The organism is Sulfitobacter litoralis (assembly GCF_900103185.1).
Classification (GTDB): Bacteria; Pseudomonadota; Alphaproteobacteria; order Rhodobacterales; family Rhodobacteraceae; genus Sulfitobacter; species Sulfitobacter litoralis.
The window spans coordinates 24,981-43,368 of sequence record NZ_FNJD01000012.1 but is presented as its reverse complement, the minus strand read 5'-3'; the positions used below and the strand labels follow the sequence as shown (position 1 = coordinate 43,368).

Annotated in this window: 19 protein-coding genes; 10 read left to right on the top strand and 9 right to left on the bottom strand. The window is 59.3% G+C overall.

Features of this window, described 5'->3' with window-relative positions; all coding sequences use genetic code 11:
• Positions 1–107: 107 nt before the first annotated feature.
• The 3 genes from cpaB to BLQ98_RS11000 all read right to left on the bottom strand — a co-directional run bounded on the left by cpaB (position 108) and on the right by BLQ98_RS11000 (position 1,557).
• Positions 108–971 (bottom strand): Flp pilus assembly protein CpaB, encoded by an 864-nt coding sequence (gene cpaB / locus BLQ98_RS11005; RefSeq protein WP_093733367.1) that lies wholly within the window; start codon positions 969–971, stop codon positions 108–110.
• A gap of 128 nt (positions 972–1,099) precedes the next feature.
• Positions 1,100–1,273 carry a hypothetical protein gene (locus BLQ98_RS18280; protein WP_167354537.1) on the bottom strand — a complete coding sequence of 58 codons (174 nt, stop codon included), beginning with the start codon at positions 1,271–1,273 and terminating at the stop codon, positions 1,100–1,102.
• 86 nt (positions 1,274–1,359) lie between these two features.
• The gene (locus BLQ98_RS11000; RefSeq protein WP_093733366.1) at positions 1,360–1,557 is read right to left on the bottom strand and encodes a hypothetical protein; all 198 of its coding nucleotides are present in this window, start codon (positions 1,555–1,557) and stop codon (positions 1,360–1,362) included.
• A gap of 376 nt (positions 1,558–1,933) precedes the next feature.
• Here BLQ98_RS11000 and BLQ98_RS10995 point away from each other — a divergent pair, with 376 nt between their 5' ends.
• Positions 1,934–2,725 (top strand): lytic transglycosylase domain-containing protein, encoded by a 792-nt coding sequence (locus BLQ98_RS10995; RefSeq protein WP_093733420.1) that lies wholly within the window; start codon positions 1,934–1,936, stop codon positions 2,723–2,725.
• Between the two features lie 79 nt (positions 2,726–2,804).
• Here BLQ98_RS10995 and BLQ98_RS10990 read toward each other — a convergent pair whose 3' ends face one another.
• From BLQ98_RS10990 to tldD, 6 genes are all read right to left on the bottom strand, one after another.
• Positions 2,805–3,431, bottom strand: coding sequence for a 3-oxoacid CoA-transferase subunit B (locus BLQ98_RS10990; protein ID WP_093733365.1), 627 nt, complete (start codon positions 3,429–3,431; stop codon positions 2,805–2,807).
• Entirely contained in the window at positions 3,431–4,126 is a 696-nt protein-coding gene (locus BLQ98_RS10985; protein WP_005851680.1) for a CoA transferase subunit A, read from the bottom strand. Before BLQ98_RS10985 ends, BLQ98_RS10990 begins: the two co-directional genes overlap by 1 nt.
• A gap of 199 nt (positions 4,127–4,325) precedes the next feature.
• Positions 4,326–4,898: a L,D-transpeptidase gene (locus BLQ98_RS10980; RefSeq protein WP_093733364.1), complete on the bottom strand. Its 573-nt coding sequence runs from the start codon at positions 4,896–4,898 to the stop codon at positions 4,326–4,328.
• Between the two features lie 102 nt (positions 4,899–5,000).
• On the bottom strand, positions 5,001–7,682 hold the full coding sequence (gene topA / locus BLQ98_RS10975) for a type I DNA topoisomerase (protein WP_093733363.1): 2,682 nt from the start codon (positions 7,680–7,682) through the stop codon (positions 5,001–5,003).
• A gap of 249 nt (positions 7,683–7,931) precedes the next feature.
• Positions 7,932–9,071 carry a DNA-processing protein DprA gene (gene dprA, locus BLQ98_RS10970; protein WP_167354536.1) on the bottom strand — a complete coding sequence of 380 codons (1,140 nt, stop codon included), beginning with the start codon at positions 9,069–9,071 and terminating at the stop codon, positions 7,932–7,934.
• A gap of 195 nt (positions 9,072–9,266) precedes the next feature.
• Positions 9,267–10,691 carry a metalloprotease TldD gene (gene tldD, locus BLQ98_RS10965; RefSeq protein ID WP_093733361.1) on the bottom strand — a complete coding sequence of 475 codons (1,425 nt, stop codon included), beginning with the start codon at positions 10,689–10,691 and terminating at the stop codon, positions 9,267–9,269.
• Positions 10,692–10,870: 179 nt separating this feature from the next.
• On the opposite strand from tldD, the gene coxB reads away from it, so the two are divergent.
• The 9 genes from coxB (at position 10,871) to BLQ98_RS10920 (ending at position 18,387) form a co-directional block, all read left to right on the top strand.
• On the top strand, positions 10,871–11,767 hold the full coding sequence (gene coxB / locus BLQ98_RS10960; protein WP_093733360.1) for a cytochrome c oxidase subunit II: 897 nt from the start codon (positions 10,871–10,873) through the stop codon (positions 11,765–11,767).
• A 65-nt stretch (positions 11,768–11,832) separates the two neighbouring features.
• Positions 11,833–12,768 (top strand): heme o synthase, encoded by a 936-nt coding sequence (cyoE, locus tag BLQ98_RS10955; RefSeq protein WP_093733359.1) that lies wholly within the window; start codon positions 11,833–11,835, stop codon positions 12,766–12,768.
• Positions 12,768–12,944 carry a cytochrome c oxidase system small membrane protein gene (locus BLQ98_RS10950; protein WP_093733358.1) on the top strand — a complete coding sequence of 59 codons (177 nt, stop codon included), beginning with the start codon at positions 12,768–12,770 and terminating at the stop codon, positions 12,942–12,944. Before cyoE ends, BLQ98_RS10950 begins: the two co-directional genes overlap by 1 nt.
• On the top strand, positions 12,944–13,519 hold the full coding sequence (locus BLQ98_RS10945; protein WP_093733357.1) for a cytochrome c oxidase assembly protein: 576 nt from the start codon (positions 12,944–12,946) through the stop codon (positions 13,517–13,519). The genes BLQ98_RS10950 and BLQ98_RS10945 overlap by 1 nt, the downstream gene beginning before the upstream one ends.
• Before the next feature lie 23 nt (positions 13,520–13,542).
• Positions 13,543–14,346: a cytochrome c oxidase subunit 3 gene (locus BLQ98_RS10940; RefSeq protein ID WP_093733356.1), complete on the top strand. Its 804-nt coding sequence runs from the start codon at positions 13,543–13,545 to the stop codon at positions 14,344–14,346.
• A gap of 120 nt (positions 14,347–14,466) precedes the next feature.
• Positions 14,467–15,147, top strand: a complete 681-nt coding sequence (locus BLQ98_RS10935; RefSeq protein ID WP_093733355.1) for an SURF1 family protein — start codon at positions 14,467–14,469, stop codon at positions 15,145–15,147.
• Between the two features lie 8 nt (positions 15,148–15,155).
• A complete protein-coding gene (gene thrC / locus BLQ98_RS10930; RefSeq protein WP_093733354.1) occupies positions 15,156–16,544 on the top strand; it encodes a threonine synthase in 1,389 nt (462 codons plus the stop codon).
• A complete protein-coding gene (locus BLQ98_RS10925) occupies positions 16,541–17,803 on the top strand; it encodes a M16 family metallopeptidase (protein WP_093733353.1) in 1,263 nt (420 codons plus the stop codon). The genes thrC and BLQ98_RS10925 overlap by 4 nt, the downstream gene beginning before the upstream one ends.
• The gene (locus BLQ98_RS10920; RefSeq protein WP_093733352.1) at positions 17,803–18,387 is read left to right on the top strand and encodes a GNAT family N-acetyltransferase; all 585 of its coding nucleotides are present in this window, start codon (positions 17,803–17,805) and stop codon (positions 18,385–18,387) included. The genes BLQ98_RS10925 and BLQ98_RS10920 overlap by 1 nt, the downstream gene beginning before the upstream one ends.
• The last annotated feature ends 1 nt before the right edge of the window (position 18,388 follow it).

Here is an 18,388-nt window from a genome sequence, read left to right as displayed (position 1 = left end):
CCGCAGTTACCTGTGGATTCGTGGCAACATGCCCGCGCAATGCCAAACGCCGCACAGAGGGCTGCGCGGCGCGGACATAATTTTGGAAGGCCCTGTTCAAGAGCGCATCAGTTGGTGCAGGGGATCGGAATTTCGAGCACTTCGGCACCACGGCGTGTCCGGATCGTGCAGACTTTCTGTGTCGTTGTCTCGACCTTTACAGTTTCTTTGGCGATACCGAGAAGCCTACGTTGGTCGACTTCGATCTCTGCGGCAACCGTGTCATCCTCTGCCCCGACAAGCGACAGGGACAGATTGCCGGTGGATTGCGCCTGTGCCAATGCTGCAACCTGGTAGGGCTGAACTGCCACAGTCACGGTATTGGCGATCGCGGCTTCACTACGTTGGCCATTGGAGCTTTGGTCGATGGCGATAATCTTGACGCCTGCCTCGATCAGCTTGGTGACGTCACCCGTGTCGCCACGGTCGTTGCCGCCCCGGTTGATCCGGCCCGTCCAATAAACATCGACGCGGTCACCAGGGCGCAGGAAGCCCGACACGCCACTGGATACATCGACGCGGATGGCAAACGCGCGGCTGCCGCGTGCCAGCTTAGAGGTGAGACCGGCGTCCGCACCGGGCTCGGTTACTTTCACGGCCATGATGGCTTCGTCTTTTTCCATGGCGCGCAGCACGACCCGCAGGTCATCGTTATTTTCAGGGAATAGCGCGGCTTCTTCGATAAAGGAGCCTTCGGGAATCGCGTTTTCAGGCCAGCTTACCTGACGCACATCCTCGCGGGTCAGACGCTGCCCGTATTTCAGCGGTCCGGTGGCGACATAGACGCCCACGGTTGGCACGATTTGCGCCAGAGCTTCTTGTGCCTGCTGGTGCGCCATTTGATATTCACCGATACGGCCCTTTGCCAGATACACAGCACCACCTGCCAAGGCGATACCGGCGAGCAAGACCAGTCCAAAAACCATCCGCATGTTACTTACCTCTCTTGAGTGGGTGCCGGTCCGGGACACGGCGTAAAACGTATGCCGATGGATAGGCGGTGATTGTGTTCAGACTATGAACAATGCGCGACCAAGCTGCGTCATTATAGAGACTTGGGTTAGATGTCGCCCGGCGTCTGGGTCATCAGCTTATCAGCCAGTTCGACGGTTCCCGTGGTCATAGTAACGACCATCAATACGGCCAGCGACACGACGGCGGCACATAGAACAACCCAGTCAACCGTGACTGCGCCGCTTGGGCTTTTACAGAATGTGATGAGCTTCGAAAGCATTGTGTTGCCTTGCGAGATGAAGGGCTGGAATAAAGCTGGCCGCATCCTGTGAGGCAGAATGCGGCCAAAGTCTTCGACGCGGTAAGTTATTCAGACGGTGCCGTATAACCGGGGGCTTGTGTGCTCATGTAGGTCTTGGTGTCCGCTGTCAGGTCGGCCGCACCGCTTTCGATCGACGTGTAGGCTGCGACGGCCAGGCCAACAACGGCGGCGGTCAAAACAACCCAGTCAACAGTCACGGCGCCGGATTCGTCATTTTTGAAGTTCTTGATAAAGTTCATCATGGTATGTCCCTCCAAGGATCATAAAGTTTTCAATCTCAACCGTGTCGTCCGTTTCGATGCTTCTCTCTCAATTCCGCATCTGGCTGACTTGGTATGAGCCTATATAGCCCTGCGATTGGGGCACGAATTTGGCGGCAAATGTGACTTTTCGCCTATTGCCGTCACTTTCCAAAAAAATTCACTTAGGCGACTGATCTGAAAGGATTCTCCTCCTTCATTTTTTGTTTGCCTAGTCTCAAAGCGGGGCAGGATTGCATCAATTAAGGCGAAATCGCCATGTTCCTTGCCATGTTTGGTTGGTCTGACAGCAGATTCCATGCGAGGTTGCTGAAAAAGAGCAATCAAAAAACCAGTGCAGGCAGTGATGTTTCGACGATTGACCGTATCTTTGATGGTGGGGATGCTGGCGGCCTCGGCTACTTGGGCAGACGTGCCCAAACCGTTTCCCAAATTCGAGGCCAAGCGGGTGAAGCCGCCCAAGGCGGGCAGCACCAATCGCATCAACGTCTTTATCGAACCCAAGGCCGCTGATGTGCCCGAGGTCGTGGCAACCGCATCCGGGGCGATCGTGCCGGCCTCACCGGGGCAATATGACTGGTTCTGGGATCGGGTGTCTCCGGCGGTCGAGAAATCCGGCCCGGGTCGGCTAGAGACCGCAATGGTGACGCTTGCCACGGCCAGCAGCAAAATCCCCGCGCCGCGCATGCAACAGATGCAAGAGATCGCGAAAGCAAACGGTATCGACATTCTTCGCTCTACCATCGGCACGCAGGTCTCGCCCGCTTTGGTGCTGGCGGTGATCACTGTGGAATCCGCCGGGCGTGCTGATGCCATCAGTGGGGCAGGGGCGCAGGGGTTGATGCAGTTGATGCCGGATACGGCGACGCGCTTTGGCGTGATTGACAGCATGGCCCCGATGCAGAACATCGCGGGTGGGGTGAAATACCTTGATTGGCTAATGGGCGAATTTGACCGCGACCCGATACTGGTGCTGGCCGGGTATAACGCGGGCGAAGGATCGGTGCGCAAACACGCGGGCGTGCCGCCTTTCGCCGAAACCCGTGACTATGTGCCCAAGGTGCTGGCCGCTTTTCAGGTCGCCAAGGGCCTGTGCCAGACCCCGCCCGAGCTGATCTCGGACGGATGCGTCTTTGCGGCGATGAACTGACCCCAGTTCGGGGCCGAATGTAAAAAAAGGGGCGCGGCCATCGCTGACGGCGCCCCTTGTCGTTCATCGTGTCAGTGGATTAGACGATTGTCGCCTCGGTCGCGGCGCGCAGTTCGTCTTCCGTGACGCCATCGGCGCATTCAACGATCTTCAGCCCGCCTTCAACGACATCCAGCACACCAAGGTTGGTGATAATGCGGTCGACGACAGCTTTGCCGGTCAACGGCAGCGTGCATTCGTTCAACACTTTGCTGTCGCCATGCTTGCTGGCGTGGTCCATGACCACCACAACTCGGCCAACACCCGCCACCAGATCCATCGCACCGCCCATGCCTTTAACCAGCTTCCCGGGGATCATCCAGTTGGCAAGGTCGCCGTTCTCGGCCACTTCCATCGCGCCCAGAATGGCCATGGCGATCTTGCCGCCGCGGATCATCCCGAAAGAGGTCGAGCTGTCAAAGTACGAGGTGCGATCCAGCTCGGTGATGGTTTGCTTGCCGGCGTTGATCAGATCGGCGTCCTCTTCGCCGTCGATCGGAAAAGCACCCATGCCAAGCATGCCGTTTTCCGATTGCAGCGTCACGTCCATGCCATCGGGGATGTAGTTGGACACAAGCGTCGGAATCCCGATGCCAAGGTTCACATACCAACCGTCTTGCAGTTCTTGCGCGGCACGTGCCGCCATTTGATTGCGATCCCAAGCCATTATGCAGTCCTCACTGTGCGCTGTTCGATGCGTTTTTCGTGATCACCCTGAATGATGCGGTGCACATAGATGCCGGGCAAGTGGATCGCGTCGCCGCCAAGGCTGCCGCGTGGCACGATCTCTTCGACTTCCGCGATGCAGATCTTGCCGCACATGGCCGCAGGCGGGTTGAAGTTGCGCGCCGTCTTGCGAAACACGAGGTTGCCGGTGTCATCCGCTTTCCACGCTTTGACGATCGCCAGATCCGCAACGATACCGCGTTCAAGGATATAGGTCTCGCCGTCGAAATCCTTGTGCTCCTTGCCTTCGGCAATCACTGTGCCGACGCCTGTCTTGGTATAAAAGCCGGGGATGCCCGCACCACCGGCGCGCATGCGTTCAGCCAATGTGCCTTGGGGATTGAATTCCAGCTCAAGCTCGCCGCCCAGATACTGGCGCATGAATTCTTTGTTCTCGCCGACATAAGAGCTGATCATTTTCTTGACCTGCTTAGTCTGCAAAAGGATACCGATGCCGAAGTCGTCGACGCCGGCGTTGTTCGAGGCAAAGGTCAAATCCTTGGTGCCCGCGTCGCGGATCGCATTCAGCAGCAATTCAGGGATACCACAAAGGCCAAAGCCCCCCGCTGCGATCAGCATGCCGTCGTGCAACACGCCCTCCAGCGCCTCGGCAGCGCTTCCATAGATTTTTTTCATTCCGGCTCCTTTCACGAGAGGCTCACGGCCCTGTCGTTTATATTTATACGACTTCTATGACGTGGCGTAACGAACGTGTCAAACCGGCGCACCGGTTGTCAGCGCTACCAGCGGAGCCTGCTGGTATTTTGCTAAATCTCGGTGGCCCGCCCCAGCGTAGGGCAGGCACCTCTATTCAAAGGGGGGGGGAGTGACCGTGTCAGACGATACGGACCTGCGTCCCGATGGGGGCAATCTGGTACAGGGCCTCGATCATGTGGTTGTAAAGACCGATGCACCCGTCAGAGCTTTGCCGCCCGATCTTGCGCGTATCATGTGTACCGTGGATCAAATAGGCAGGCCAGCTGAGGTACATCGCGTGGGTCCCAAGCGGATTGTCCGGCCCCGGAGGCATGTATTTCAGGTCCGGATCGCGTTCGATCATGCTGGGGGTCGGCGTCCAGTCCGGGCCAACACGTTTGCGCACGATACTAGTGTAGCCACGTTTGGTCAGCTCATCGCTGCGCGGGACTGACGTCGGGTAGATTTTGTAGGTGTCACCATCGCCGCCCCAATAATGCAGCGCGCGGGAAGAGGTATCGGCGACAATGGCGGCCTTGCCCAGGGTGTCAAAGTGGTCCTGCCAGTTCTGGCTGGAGAACCCGTTTGTGTTGTGGCGTACCACGTCGATGACTTCAGGTGTCGGCGTCTGCGCGCGCAACACGGCGGGCGTAAAGAGCGCCGCACCTGCCGTCAGGATCAACCCGCGTCGTGAAAATGTCTGCTCTGCCATCTTGATCTCCTTCTACCGTGGCGATTGCCAATGGTAAAAGCATCGCGGGCAGGGTGTGGCAACTCACATATTCATCAAATGACATATATGTGAGTTGCACTCTTACGCGTCTGGAGTCGAGGCCGCTTTGGGCGCAGTTTTAGAGGCGGTCGCCTTTTTGGCCGGAGCCTTCTTTGCCGCTGCTTTCTTAGGTGCCGCCTTCTTCGCAGCCGGTTTCTTTGCGGCAGTTTTCTTGGCCGCCGGTTTTTTTGTCGCGGCTTTACGCTTGGCGGGGGATTTCGCCAGCTTTTCCTCGATCAGCTCAACGGCGCGTTCCATGGTCAGATCAGCAGGCTCTACCTCTTTGGGGATGGTGGCGTTGACCTTCTCCCATTTCACGTACGGCCCGTACTTGCCTTCCATGATGTTCACCTCGCCGCCCAAATCAGGGTGTTCCCCCATCTCGCGGATCGGAAGGGCTGCTTTGCCACGGCCACCACGGCTGGCGACTTTTTCAGCCAGCAACTGTACGGCACGGTTCATGCCGACAGTGAACACCTCGTCTAGACCTTCAAGGTTGGCGTTGGTCCCGCCACGGTTCGACGTGCTGTCGGCGTGCTTGATGTAGGGGCCGTAGCGCCCGATATTCGCCCAGACCATGACGCCATCCTCGGGGTGCGGCCCGATTTCACGCGGCAGCGATAGCAGCATAACAGCGCGTTCCAGTTCCAGCTCTTCGGCGGGCCAGTCCTTGGGCACCGATTGACGCGGCGGCTTCTTGTTTTCTTCCGTGACGGGGCCGCGCTGCACATAAGGGCCAAAGCGCCCTTTGAACACACGAATCTCCTCGCCCATATCCTCGCCTAACAGCTTGCCATCGGGCGGAATAGCCGAGGCTTCTGCCTCGGGGTCGGGCGGGCCGAAGGGTCGGGTATAGCGGCATTCAGGGTAGTTAGAGCACCCGATAAACGCGCCGCCGGACCGAGCTGTGCGCATCGACAGGCGCCCGATTTCACAATTGGGGCACAAACGCGGGTCGCTGCCGTCTTCGTTTTGCGGGAACAGATGCGGCTCGAGTACCTCGTTGATCTTTTCCAGCACCTCGGTGATACGCAGATCCGCCGTTTCGGCAATCGCAGCCGAGAAATCCTGCCAAAAGCGGCTCAGCACATCTTTATAGTCGGCGTCTGCAGCGCTCACCTTATCCAGTTGGTCTTCCAGATCGGCGGTAAAATCATAGCCCACGTATTTGCGGAAGTAATTTTCGAGGAATGCGGTGACCAAACGGCCCTTGTCCTCGGGGAACAGACGGTTGCCTTCCTTGCGGACGTATTCGCGGTCCTGAATAGTGGTGACAACGCTGGCGTAGGTCGACGGGCGCCCGATACCAAGCTCTTCCATCCGTTTGACCAATGTCGCTTCGGTATAGCGGGGGGGCGGCTGGGTGAAGTGCTGCTCTGGCGTGACAGCGCGCTTGTCCATTTTGTCGCCTTGCGTGATCTGCGGCAGACGCTTGTCGTCTTCGTCCACAACGTCATCGCGACCTTCTTCATAGACGCGCAAGAAACCGTCGAATTTCACAACCTGACCGGTGGCGCGTAGGCCAACCTGTTCGTCCTTGCTACCGATTTCGACCGTGGTGCGTTCCAGACGGGCACTTTCCATCTGGCAGGCCAGCGTGCGTTTCCAGATCAAGTCGTAGAGCTTGCGTTGATCCGGTTCGGTCAGTTTCAACGCGGCGGCATCTTTGGTCATGTCGGTCGGGCGCACACATTCGTGCGCCTCTTGGGCGTTCTTTGCTTTGTTCTTGTAGATACGTGGCTCCGATGGAACGTACTCCGCGCCAAACCGGTCCGCGATTGCATCCCGCGCCATCGTGATCGCCTCGGGGGCCATGTCGATGCCGTCGGTCCGCATATAAGTAATGTGACCGGCTTCATACAGGCGCTGCGCCGTGCTCATGGTTTGGCGGGCACCCATGCCGAACTTGCGGCTGGCTTCTTGTTGCAAGGTCGAGGTCATGAACGGGGCCGAGGGGTTGCGGCTGGCGGGTTTCGCTTCGACGCTGGTGACGGTCAGATCGCGGCTGGTTATGGCTTGCACAGCCATTTCGGCCTGCGTTTCGTTGGCCAGATCAAATCGGTCCAGCTTCTTGCCGGCCATTGTCACAAGCCGCGCCTCGAATTCCTGTCCGCGTGGCGTGGCGACCAGCGCTTTCACGCTCCAGTATTCGCGGTTGCGAAAGGCTTCGATTTCCATCTCGCGCTCGACAATCAGCCGCAGCGTGACCGATTGCACGCGCCCCGCCGACTTTGCGCCGGGCAGTTTGCGCCAAAGAACAGGCGACAGGTTGAACCCCACCAGATAATCCAGCGCACGTCGTGCCAGATAGGCCTCGACCAGCGGCATATCCACCTGACGCGGGTTCGCCATCGCTTCTGTCACGGCCTTTTTAGTGATCTGGTTAAACACCACGCGGCTGACCGGCGTGTCTTTCTTGATCGATTTGCGTTTGGTCAGCGCCTCTTGCAGGTGCCAGCTGATCGCTTCGCCTTCGCGGTCGGGGTCAGTCGCGAGGATCAATGCATTGTCGTCTTTCAGCGCATCAGCGATGGCTTTGACGTGTTTTTTGCTCGCTGCGGCGACTTCCCAAGTCATGTCAAACCCGTTGTCGGGATCGACCGATCCGTCCTTTGGGGGCAGGTCGCGGACGTGGCCGTAGGACGCAAGCACGGTGTAATCACTGCCGAGATACGAGTTGATCGTTTTGGCTTTGGCAGGTGATTCGACGACGACAACTGGCATAAAATTCGGCACCTTGGATCAAATTAATTCGCGTGGCTTATGCTGTGACATGTGGCGTGAAGCGAAGTTTGTCAATCCGCAGAACAGCGCGACCCCTTTGAAATACGGGGTTTGAAGCAGCTCATGGCACCGATTTGACGACCCGAACACGCCGCTGTGCGGCCATTCCAAATGGGCCTAAATCCCGGGGGGGGGCTTTGGATGAAGTCCAAAGCGGGGGCTGGCCCCCAAGCGGCGGCTGCGCGGTGTTCAGCCCGCTCGGGACACGAGCCCGCCCGCATGGCGCAAAATGCGGCCGTTCAGCTCAAGTTCTACCATAACAGGGGTGGCAATAGCCGGTGCCACGGCCAAATCGCGCAACAGTTGATCTTCGGCGACGGGGCTGGGGCCGAGGCGGGACAAGATCTCGATGTGCAGGGATTCAGTGTCACGGTCGGATGACAGTGGTGGGCTGTGGAGGGGTGGCGCAACGGGCTGCTCTTGCCGAGTCGGGCCCAAAAGCGCGATCACATCTGCGGCATTGCGCACCAGCGTGGCCCCGTCACGGATCAACATGTTGCAGCCCGCGGCACGTGCATCAAACGGGTGGCCGGGCACCGCCAGCACATCGCGCCCCTGGTCCAGCGCATCGCGGGCGGTGATCAGGCTGCCTGACTTCGCCGCCGCCTCGACCACGACGGTTGCGCGGGCCAGCCCTGCGATGATCCTGTTGCGGCTGGGAAAATGCCGCGCCATCGGTTGCAAGCCCATGGGCTGTTCCGAAAGGCGCAGGCCTTGGGTGGCAATATCGTGGGCAAGATCGGTATTCTCGACCGGATAGAGCACGTCGACGCCACCCGCCTGAACGGCGATGGTGCCTGTCTCCAGCGCGGCCTGATGCGCCGCGGCGTCGATGCCCCGCGCTAGCCCTGAAACGACAGCAAACCCCGCCTCTCCCAAGCCGCGCGCCAAGGCGCGTGTCATGCGCGTCCCGAGGGAGGAGGCATTCCGCGCGCCCACAATCGACACCAAGGGGCGGTGCAGCAGGTCGATATCTCCGATGGCCCATAGAAAGGGGGGGGCGTCGTCGAGTTCTGCTAAATGAGGGGGGTAGGCTACGCTGTCGTGGGTGACCAGCCGCGCGCCAGCGCCTTTGGCCGCGCGCAACTCTGCCTGCACGATGTTCTCGGGGCAGATGCGATAGTCTTTCACGCCTGCGGCGCGTGCAACCTCGGGCAGAGCCTCCAGCGCGGCGCGGGCTGTGCCGTATTCACGCAGCATCCGGTAATATGTCACGACGCCGACGCGGCGCGAGCGCAACAGACGAAGCTGGGCAAAGCTGTCGTCTTCCAAGGTGGCTGGGACCATGGGGGGCGTGGAAGAGGAAGGAGCGTTGTTCCTGTCAGTCATCCCGTATCTCCGTCCGTTGCTCCACCAGCTTTAGGGAAAGCAGCTTAACAGAGTATGAACGGCGTCGAACTAATTTGACTTGAATAGAGTTTGTGGACCTTCACGCCCCTGATCTCACGCCGCTGATTTCACGGCCATGTTGGATCAACCGGATGGAGCGCGTCACCCCCGCCCATCCGGTTGCCCCTTAGCCCATTATGCGGCGGCGGCACCGCCGACGGTCAACCCGCCGATCATTAATGTCGGCTGTCCAACACCAACGGGCACCCATTGGCCCGCTTTGCCGCAATTGCCCATGCCGGGATCCAGCGCGGGATCATTGCCGATGGCGCGGATCTGTTGCAGCGCGGTGGCCCCGTCGCCGATCAGAGTGGCCCCTTTGACCGGATCGCCCACCACCCCGTTGCGCACACGGTAGGCTTCGGTGCAGGAGAACACGAACTTGCCATTGGTGATATCCACCTGCCCGCCGCCGAAGCCGACCGCATAGATGCCGTCCTTCAGATCGGCGACGATATCACCGGGGGCTACGTCGCCACCCAGCATATAGGTATTGGTCATGCGCGGCATCGGAGCGTGTGCATAGGATTCGCGACGGCCATTGCCGGTCGGGGCAACGCCCATCAGGCGCGCGTTCTGCCGGTCCTGCATATAGCCGACCAGCACGCCGTCCTCGATCAGCACATTCTTGGCCGAGGGCGTGCCTTCGTCATCAATAGAGATAGACCCGCGCCGATCAGGCAGCGTGCCGTCATCCAGCACCGTCACACCTTTGGCCGCGATGCGCTGCCCCATGAGGCCTGCAAACGCGCTTGATCCCTTGCGGTTAAAGTCGCCTTCCAGCCCGTGACCAATGGCCTCGTGCAGCAAGATACCGGGCCAGCCGGGGCCAAGCACCACATCCATCATCCCCGCAGGAGCAGGCACGGCGCGCAGGTTCACGCAGGCGATGCGCAAAGCCTCGCGGATTTTGGCTTGCCAGTCGACGGGGTCCAGCAGCCCGTCCAGCCCAACACGGCCACCGCCGCCCGCGGTTCCGCTTTCGCGGCGTCCGTCTTGTTCTACGATCACCGACACGTTGACCCGCGTCATGGGGCGCACATCGCGGACGGATGTTCCTTCGGGGCGCAGTATCTCGACTTCTTGAATGGAGGCAGAGATCGAGGCAGAGACCTGCACGACACGGGAATCCAGACTGCGGGCGAAATCATCGATCTCGCGCAGGGTGTCGACCTTGACGGGGAAGGCCGCGCCAGCGATCGGATCTTCGTCGGTATAAAGCTTTTGATTGGTCGCAGCAGGCGCATCCGCCCAAGTGCCACCGCCCGCACCCACGGCCAGCCGCGCCGTCTCGCTTGCGCGGCGCAAAGCGGCCTCTGTGATCTCGGTCGAGTGGGCGTACCCAGACACATCACCGCGCACGGCGCGCAGCCCGAACCCTTCGGAAGCGTCGTAGCTCGCTGTTTTCAGGCGTCCGTCGTCAAACACCAACCCTTCGGAGCGGCGGCGCTCGAAAAACAGTTCCCCGTCATCGGCACCTGCAACAGCGTCACGCAGGATGGACAGTGCGGCGTCACGGTCAAGCTGCGCCTCAAAGGGGTTGAAAGGCGGCTGGCTCATAAAAATGTTCCTTGAATCGTGTCATAAAAATCGCTTCGCGTCCGTTTGACGCAAGCAGAAGTCTTTATCTTGAAGTTAGAATATGATTGTAAGCGTAAAGATTACAACGGGACAGCTGACTCCATTTGCGGGGTGGTGCTGGGATTCGCTTATCAATGGTCACAAGATCAGGACGACATATGAAACATCTTCTCTCTTTTTCGGGTCTCATGGCCGCTTTTTCCGCCGTGCCAGCAATGGCGCAGGAAAACCTTCGCATCGACGGGCTGGAAATCATTGGTGAGCCGATTGACGGCAAGATGGGCTTTCAGCCAGCCGTCACCCGCGTGGCGCAAGACATCCACGATCTGGACTATCTTATCCTGATCATCATCACCTTGATCACCATCTTCGTCACCGGTTTGATCCTTTGGGTGGCGTTCCGCTACAATAAGAAGCGCAACCCTGTTGCCGCTTCCTTTACGCACCACACGCCGGTCGAGATCCTTTGGACCGTTGCACCTATCCTGATTCTGGTACTGATCGGGGCCTATTCGCTGCCAATCCTGTTCCGCCAACAGGAAATTCCCCAAGCTGATCTGACGATCAAGGCGACGGGCAACCAGTGGTACTGGTCCTATGATTATGTCGACGAAGGCTTTGGCTTTGACAGCTACATGATCGGTGCGCCTGCTGTTGGTGGTGAAAACCGCAAAACACCCGAGGTCATCGCCCAGCTCGAAGCCGCCGGCTATACCGAGCGGCAGTTCCTGCTGGCGACCGATACCGCTGTCGTGATCCCCGTGGGCAAAACGATCGTGGTTCAGGTCACCGGCTCCGACGTGATCCATTCGTGGGCAATGCCTGCCTTCGGCGTAAAGCAAGACGCTGTACCTGGCCGTCTGGCGGAAACATGGTTCACCGCCGAGAAAGAAGGCGTGTACTTTGGCCAGTGCTCCGAATTGTGCGGCAACGCCCACGCCTATATGCCGATCACTGTGAAAGTCGTCTCGGAAGAGGTTTACGCACAGTGGCTGGGTAACGCGAAAGAAGAGTATGCGGGCATTCCGCAAGCTCTGACCGTTGCGTCCAAGTAAGGCACAATTGCTGATGCGGGGTGCGCGACGTGCGCGCCCCGGGTTCCTTTTGTATGAGAGATCGCATGACTGATACCAGCACGACACCTGCGGGCGAGTACGAAGCGCAGTTCGGGGATTACTTTGCCCTGATGAAGCCGCGCGTCATGCAGTTGGTGGTTTTCACCGCGCTTGTCGGCATGTTGGCCGCGCCGAATTCTGTTCATCCGGTGGTTGGCTTTGCATCGATCTTGTTCGTCGCTATCGGGGCAGGGGCCTCTGGTGCGCTGAACATGTGGTGGGACGCTGACATCGACGCGATCATGCGTCGGACCCAAGGGCGCCCGATCCCGTCGGGCCGCGTCCAGCCGGGCGAAGCGCTGGCGATTGGTGTCGCGCTGTCGGGGATGTCGGTTGTGATGCTCGGGTTGGCCGCAAACCTGCTGGCCGCAGGCATGCTGCTGTTCACGATCCTCTTCTACGCTGTTTTCTATTCCATGTGGCTCAAGCGCGCGACACCGCAGAACATCGTTATCGGCGGCGCTGCGGGTGCGTTCCCGCCTGTGATCGGCTGGATCATCGCTACCGGCAGCTTCTCTGTCGAAGCATGGCTGATGTTCGCGCTGATCTTCATGTGGACGCCGCCGCACTTCTGGGCTTTGGCGCTGTTCATGCGCAATGACTATGACGATGCAAAAGTGCCGATGCTGACCGTGACGCACGGGCGTCGCTCTACCCGTCGTCACATTCTGGCGTACACTGTTTTGTTGGTCATTCTGGCTGTCGGCACCGGCTTCACCTCGATCGGTGGGCCGATCTATCTGGTCACCGCCGGCGTTTTGAACCTGCTGTTCCTGATTGGCGCGTTCCGTATCTGGAAGCGTGACGAAGATGACAGCGAAGCTGATGATTTCCGCGTAGAGCGCAAGTTCTTCCGTCTGTCCCTGTGGTATCTTTTCCTGCACTTCGGGGCCATTCTCGCAGAGGCGACCCTGCGCGGCTATGGCATGGGAGGCTGGTAATGGGCATTCGCGCAGAACACGAAATTCACACCCGTCGTCGCGGGCGCAATCTGGGCGTTGGTCTGCTTTTGGCTGGCTTTGTTGTACTGGTCATGGCGCTGACTTTCGTTAAAATCACCAACATCGATTTCAACGATCTGCCGGGTGGGGACATCCAAACGCAGGAGAGCAACTGATGGCTTTGTCCGGACCCGCCAAGACTGTCATGCAGACCGTCACTGTTGTGGTTCTGATGGGCGGCCTCGCGTGGGCGTCTGTTCCGTTTTACGACTGGTTCTGCCGCGTCACCGGCTTTGGCGGGACGCCGGGGCAGGTTGCAAGCGCAGAAGGTGGCGTTCTTGACCAGACGATCACCGTACGCTTTGACGGTAGCCTGAACGACAATATGCCGTGGGAATTCAAACCTGTTGCAACCGAGATGACGCTGCGCATCGGCGAAACAGGGCTAGCGTTCTACGAGGCTTATAACCCCACCGATCACCCGGTTGCGGGGCAGGCGTCTTATAATGTTACGCCCTATGCCGCCGGGGCGTTTTTTGAAAAGATCGAATGCTTCTGCTTTACTGAACAGGTGCTCGCCCCCGGTGAGCGTGTTCAAATGCCCGTCAGCTTCTTTGTTGACCCCGAAATCGTCGAAGACCGTGATGGCAAGTATGTACATACGATCACACTGTCTTATACGTTCTATGAAATTGACCTGCCCGAGGACTATGAAGCCCCCGATCAGGACAGCGCGATAAACCTGAATTAAGAAAAAGGTGAGGGACTGAACCAATGGCCCATGAAAAGAACCATGATTACCACATTCTGCCGCCGTCCACATGGCCACTGCTCAGCTCCATTGCCGGCTGCGTCATGCTGGTTGGTGGTGTTTTCTGGATGCACGATGTAACCCCCTTCGTCTTCTTGGGTGGTCTGGTTGCCGTGCTGTATTGCATGTTCGGATGGTGGTCCGAGGTTGTTGCTGAAAGCCACGTCGGTGATCACACCAACGTTGTGCGCATCGGTCTGCGCTATGGTTTCATCCTGTTTATCATGTCCGAAGTAATGTTCTTTGTCGCGTGGTTCTGGACCTTCTTCAAAGAAGCCCTCTACCCGATGGATGAATTCCCAGGCTCCACCTATGTGCAGCCGGATATCATTCCCGTTGACGCCTTCCACTTGCCGCTGATCAACACGCTGATCCTGCTGCTGTCGGGCTGTGCCGTGACTTGGGCGCACCACGCGCTGGTCCACGAGAACAACCGCAAAGACCTGATCGCCGGCCTGTCCATCGCGATCGTTTTGGGCATGCTGTTCACCGCGTTCCAAGCCTATGAGTATTACGAACTGCTGGTCCACGACGATTGGACTTTCGGGGGCGACCTGTTCTTCTCCAGCTTCTTTATGGCGACGGGTTTCCACGGTTTCCACGTTGCAATCGGTACGATCTTCTTGGCGGTTTGTCTGGTCCGCGCGATCAAAGGGCACTTTACCCAAGAGCAGCACGTCGGCTTTGAGGCCGCAGCCTGGTACTGGCACTTTGTGGATGTGGTCTGGCTGTTCCTTTTCTTCGCCGTCTACATGTGGGGCATCTAAGCCCGCAGTCGGCTTGCAAATCGGGCCGCAATCACTAAAAGCAACAGGCGCGCGAGGGGGACCTTGCGCGCCTTTGCATTGCCGCCACCTGTCCACGGGTGCCAACCTCAAGAGAGCTTTATGCGTCGCACGCTATTCCTGCTGATTGTCGGCCTTGGCGGGGCTGCTATCCTGATATGGCTGGGCGTTTGGCAGATTCAGCGGCTAGCCTGGAAAGAAGCGATAATCGCCGACATCAACACCCGCATTGCTGCCGCACCGGTCGACTTGCCTGCGTCGGTGAACCGCGACCTTGACGCCTATCTGCCCGTTACCGTGTCGGGCACGTTCGAACAGGGCGAGGTGCATGTGCTCGTGTCCCAAAAGGACGTCGGTGCAGGCTACCGGATCATCACACCCTTCGTGCTTGAGGATGGTCGCCGGATCATGGTGGATCGCGGTTTCGCGGTGGCCAGCGCCAAGAACGTCGCCCGCTCCGATGGCCCCGCAACCGTCACGGGCAATCTGCAATGGCCGCAGGAAACCGATAGCTTCACGCCCGAGGCCGACCTGAAAGGCAATATCTGGTTTGCCCGCGATGTGCCAGCCATGGCCCGAACACTTGGGACGCAGCCTGTGCTGCTGGTCACACGCAGCAGCACCCCGCCGGCAGCGGGGATCAGCCCGTTGCCCGTCGATACCGCCCGAATTCCCAACGATCACTTGCAATATGCGATCACTTGGTTCTCTCTTGCCGCGATCTGGCTTGGGATGAGCCTTTTCTTCCTGCGCCGCCGCCGCGCACCCAAAACCGAAAGCTGACCAACCCTATGCGTTATGTCTCTACCCGTGGTTCCGCCCCCGTTTTGTCGTTCGAAGAGGCGCTGCTGACCGGCCTTGCCCGCGACGGCGGTCTGTATGTGCCCGAAACGATCCCGACACTCAGCACCGATGACCTGCGCGAGATGGCCACGATGTCCTACGAGGATGTCGCCTTTCGCGTGATGAAACCCTTTGTTGGTGACACGTTCAGTGACGAGGAATTCAAGGCGCTGATCACCAAGGCCTATGCCGGGTTCAACCACACCGTTCGCGCCCCATTGGTACAGCTTGAACAGGGCCACTTCTTGCTAGAGCTGTTCCACGGCCCCACGCTGGCGTTCAAGGATTTCGCCATGCAGCTGATCGGCCACATGTTCCAGGCCGTGCTATCTCGCAAGGGCGAACGGGTGACCATCGTCGGTGCGACGTCCGGCGATACCGGATCGGCCGCAATCGAGGCGTTTCGCGGGCTGGACAACGTCGATGTATTTATCCTCTTCCCCCATGGCCGGGTGTCCGAAGTGCAGCGGCGCCAGATGACCACGCCTTCAGAAAGCAACGTTCACGCGCTGGCGCTGGATGGGGACTTCGACGATTGTCAGGCGCGCCTGAAGGATATGTTCAACGACCACACCTTCCGCGACGGGGTGCAACTGGCAGGGGTCAACAGCATCAACTGGGGCCGCGTGCTGGCGCAGGTTGTCTATTACTTTACTGCAGGTCTCGCCATGGGCGCGCTGGACCGCAAAGTCAGCTTTACCGTGCCTACGGGCAACTTTGGCGATATCTTCGCGGGCTATATCGCGCGTGAAATGGGCCTGCCGATTGCTGATCTGGTTGTCGCCACAAACCAGAACGATATTCTGCACCGCTGCCTGACCACGGGTGGATACCAGAAGGGCGAGGTTCATGCCTCGATCAGCCCGTCGATGGATATTCAGGTGAGCTCAAACTTTGAGCGCGCGTTGTATTTTGCCTATGGGCAGGACAGTGACGCAATCAACACCCTGATGGACGATCTGGCCAAGGGCGGGTTTGACGTCGGCGACAACGCCCTGCGCGATCTACAGAACACCTATAAATCGGGCCGCGTTTCCGAAGACGAAACCAGCGAAACGATCAAGGCTTTGTACGCCGACACAAACGAGCTGCTGTGTCCGCATTCCGCCATCGGTGTGCGCGTGGGGGCCGCATTGCGCGATCCCGCGACGCCGATGATCACGCTGGCCACTGCGCATCCGGCCAAGTTCCCCGATGCCGTCGAAGCCGCCACTGGGGTGCGCCCGCCGCTGCCGGAACACATGGCTGATCTGTTTGACCGCGAAGAACGCGTAACCCGCGTGCCGAACGATCTTGAGGCGCTCAAAGACATTATCAAAGGGGGCATTGCTCAGTGAGCTTGCAACAACACCGCCTGTCCAACGGCTTTCGCATTGTAACCGAACATATGCCGGGGCTCGCGTCGGCGTCTATCGGGGTTTGGGTCTCGGCGGGTGCGCGGCATGAAACGGCCACGCAAAACGGGATCGCGCATTTTCTTGAGCATATGGCATTCAAAGGCACGGCCAAGCGAACGTCGTTGCAGATCGCCGAAGCGATCGAGGATGTGGGCGGCTATATCAACGCCTATACCTCGCGTGAAGTGACGGCGTACTACGTGCGCGTGCTGGAAAACGACGTGTCGCTGGGGCTGGATGTGATCGCGGATATCCTGCGCAATCCGGTGCTTGATAACGGTGAGATAGAGGTAGAGCGCGGCGTGATCCTGCAAGAGATCGGCCAAGCGCTAGACACGCCGGACGACGTGATTTTCGATTGGTTGCAGGAAAAGGCCTATCCCAACCAGCCCATCGGACGCACCATTCTTGGCCCGTCCGAGCGCGTGTCGAACTTCACCCGCGAGGACCTGTCAGGCTTTATCAGCCAGCACTACGGTCCCGACCAGATGATCCTCGCCGCAGCCGGTGCCGTCGATCATGATGAGATCGTGCGTCTGGCCGAACAGCTGTTTGGTGATATGCCACCCAAACCCTTGTTCGACGTCGACGCGGCCAAGTTCAGCGGCGGCGAAGTGCGCCAGTTGAAACCGCTAGAGCAAGCGCATTTCGCCCTCGGTTTCGAGGCCCCCGGCTACCGCGCTGATGATATCTATGTCGCGCAAATCTATGCCTCCGCGCTCGGGGGCGGCATGTCGAGCCGCCTGTTCCAAGAGGTCCGCGAGAATCGCGGGCTATGCTATACGATTTTTGCGCAGGCAGGGGCCTATGCCGATACAGGCATGATGACGGTCTATGCCGGCACAAGTGGCGAACAGCTACCCGAACTGGCCGGCATCACCATTGACGAGATGAAGCGTGCTGCCTCTGACATGTCCCCAGCCGAGGTCGCGCGGGCACGGGCACAGATGAAAGCAGGGCTGCTGATGGGGCTGGAAAGCCCGTCAAACCGTGCCGAACGACTGGCGCGCCTGATCCAGATTTGGGACCGCGTGCCTCCGCTGGAAGAAACCATCGCACAGATTGATGCCGTGACCACCGGTGACGTGCGTGATTTTGCCCAGAACATGGCTGCAAGCGCACCTGCCGCTCTGGCGCTTTATGGTCCGGTGGATGGGGCCCCCACTTTGGAAGAGCTGCAGGAGCGTCGCGCTGCCTGATGCAACTGCTGAAACGAAAGCTGGCCATTGAAACCGAAAGGCTGACGTTGCGCCCGCCGGTGCATGCTGACTTCCGCCCTTGGGCAACCTTGCGGTCGGACAGCAGCACCTATCTTTCACCGTGGGAGCCGTCTTGGGCACCAGACCACCTGTCGCGCAAGGCGTTTACCAATCGTGTGTACTGGGCCAACCGGTCTGTCTCTGCGGGCACGGCGCTGCCGTTGTTCCTGATCCGGCGCAAAGACAACATGCTGATCGGTGCGATCACGCTTGATAACATTCGCCGGGGTCCGGCGCAGGCGGGGACATTGGGGTATTGGACCGGCGAACAATTCGCCCGCCGTGGCTATATGCGCGAAGCTATAGAGGCGTCCGTGCATCACGCGTTCACCCGTCTGGACATCAGCCGGGTCGAGGCCGCCTGCCTGCCCGAGAACATCGCCTCGCGCGGGTTGCTGGAAAAGACCGGTTTTAAATACGAAGGTGTCGCGCAAAGCTATCTGCAAATCGACGGGCGCTGGCGGACCCATGTGCTTTATGCGCAGCTGCGCGGGGACCGTCGGGGCAAGACCGCAGCGGGGTAGG

Bases quoted from the DNA above. Each gene is read 5' to 3' on its own strand.
- cpaB (WP_093733367.1), bottom strand. From the start codon at position 971: ATGCGGATGGTTTTTGGACTGGTCTTGCTCGCCGGTATCGCCTTGGCA.
- BLQ98_RS18280 (WP_167354537.1), bottom strand. From the start codon at position 1,273: ATGCTTTCGAAGCTCATCACATTCTGTAAAAGCCCAAGCGGCGCAGTC.
- BLQ98_RS11000 (WP_093733366.1), bottom strand. From the start codon at position 1,557: ATGATGAACTTTATCAAGAACTTCAAAAATGACGAATCCGGCGCCGTG.
- BLQ98_RS10990 (WP_093733365.1), bottom strand. From the start codon at position 3,431: ATGGCTTGGGATCGCAATCAAATGGCGGCACGTGCCGCGCAAGAACTG.
- BLQ98_RS10985 (WP_005851680.1), bottom strand. From the start codon at position 4,126: ATGAAAAAAATCTATGGAAGCGCTGCCGAGGCGCTGGAGGGCGTGTTG.
- BLQ98_RS10980 (WP_093733364.1), bottom strand. From the start codon at position 4,898: ATGGCAGAGCAGACATTTTCACGACGCGGGTTGATCCTGACGGCAGGT.
- topA (WP_093733363.1), bottom strand. From the start codon at position 7,682: ATGCCAGTTGTCGTCGTCGAATCACCTGCCAAAGCCAAAACGATCAAC.
- dprA (WP_167354536.1), bottom strand. From the start codon at position 9,071: ATGACTGACAGGAACAACGCTCCTTCCTCTTCCACGCCCCCCATGGTC.
- tldD (WP_093733361.1), bottom strand. From the start codon at position 10,691: ATGAGCCAGCCGCCTTTCAACCCCTTTGAGGCGCAGCTTGACCGTGAC.
- coxB (WP_093733360.1), top strand. From the start codon at position 10,871: ATGAAACATCTTCTCTCTTTTTCGGGTCTCATGGCCGCTTTTTCCGCC.
- cyoE (WP_093733359.1), top strand. From the start codon at position 11,833: ATGACTGATACCAGCACGACACCTGCGGGCGAGTACGAAGCGCAGTTC.
- BLQ98_RS10950 (WP_093733358.1), top strand. From the start codon at position 12,768: ATGGGCATTCGCGCAGAACACGAAATTCACACCCGTCGTCGCGGGCGC.
- BLQ98_RS10945 (WP_093733357.1), top strand. From the start codon at position 12,944: ATGGCTTTGTCCGGACCCGCCAAGACTGTCATGCAGACCGTCACTGTT.
- BLQ98_RS10940 (WP_093733356.1), top strand. From the start codon at position 13,543: ATGGCCCATGAAAAGAACCATGATTACCACATTCTGCCGCCGTCCACA.
- BLQ98_RS10935 (WP_093733355.1), top strand. From the start codon at position 14,467: ATGCGTCGCACGCTATTCCTGCTGATTGTCGGCCTTGGCGGGGCTGCT.
- thrC (WP_093733354.1), top strand. From the start codon at position 15,156: ATGCGTTATGTCTCTACCCGTGGTTCCGCCCCCGTTTTGTCGTTCGAA.
- BLQ98_RS10920 (WP_093733352.1), top strand. From the start codon at position 17,803: ATGCAACTGCTGAAACGAAAGCTGGCCATTGAAACCGAAAGGCTGACG.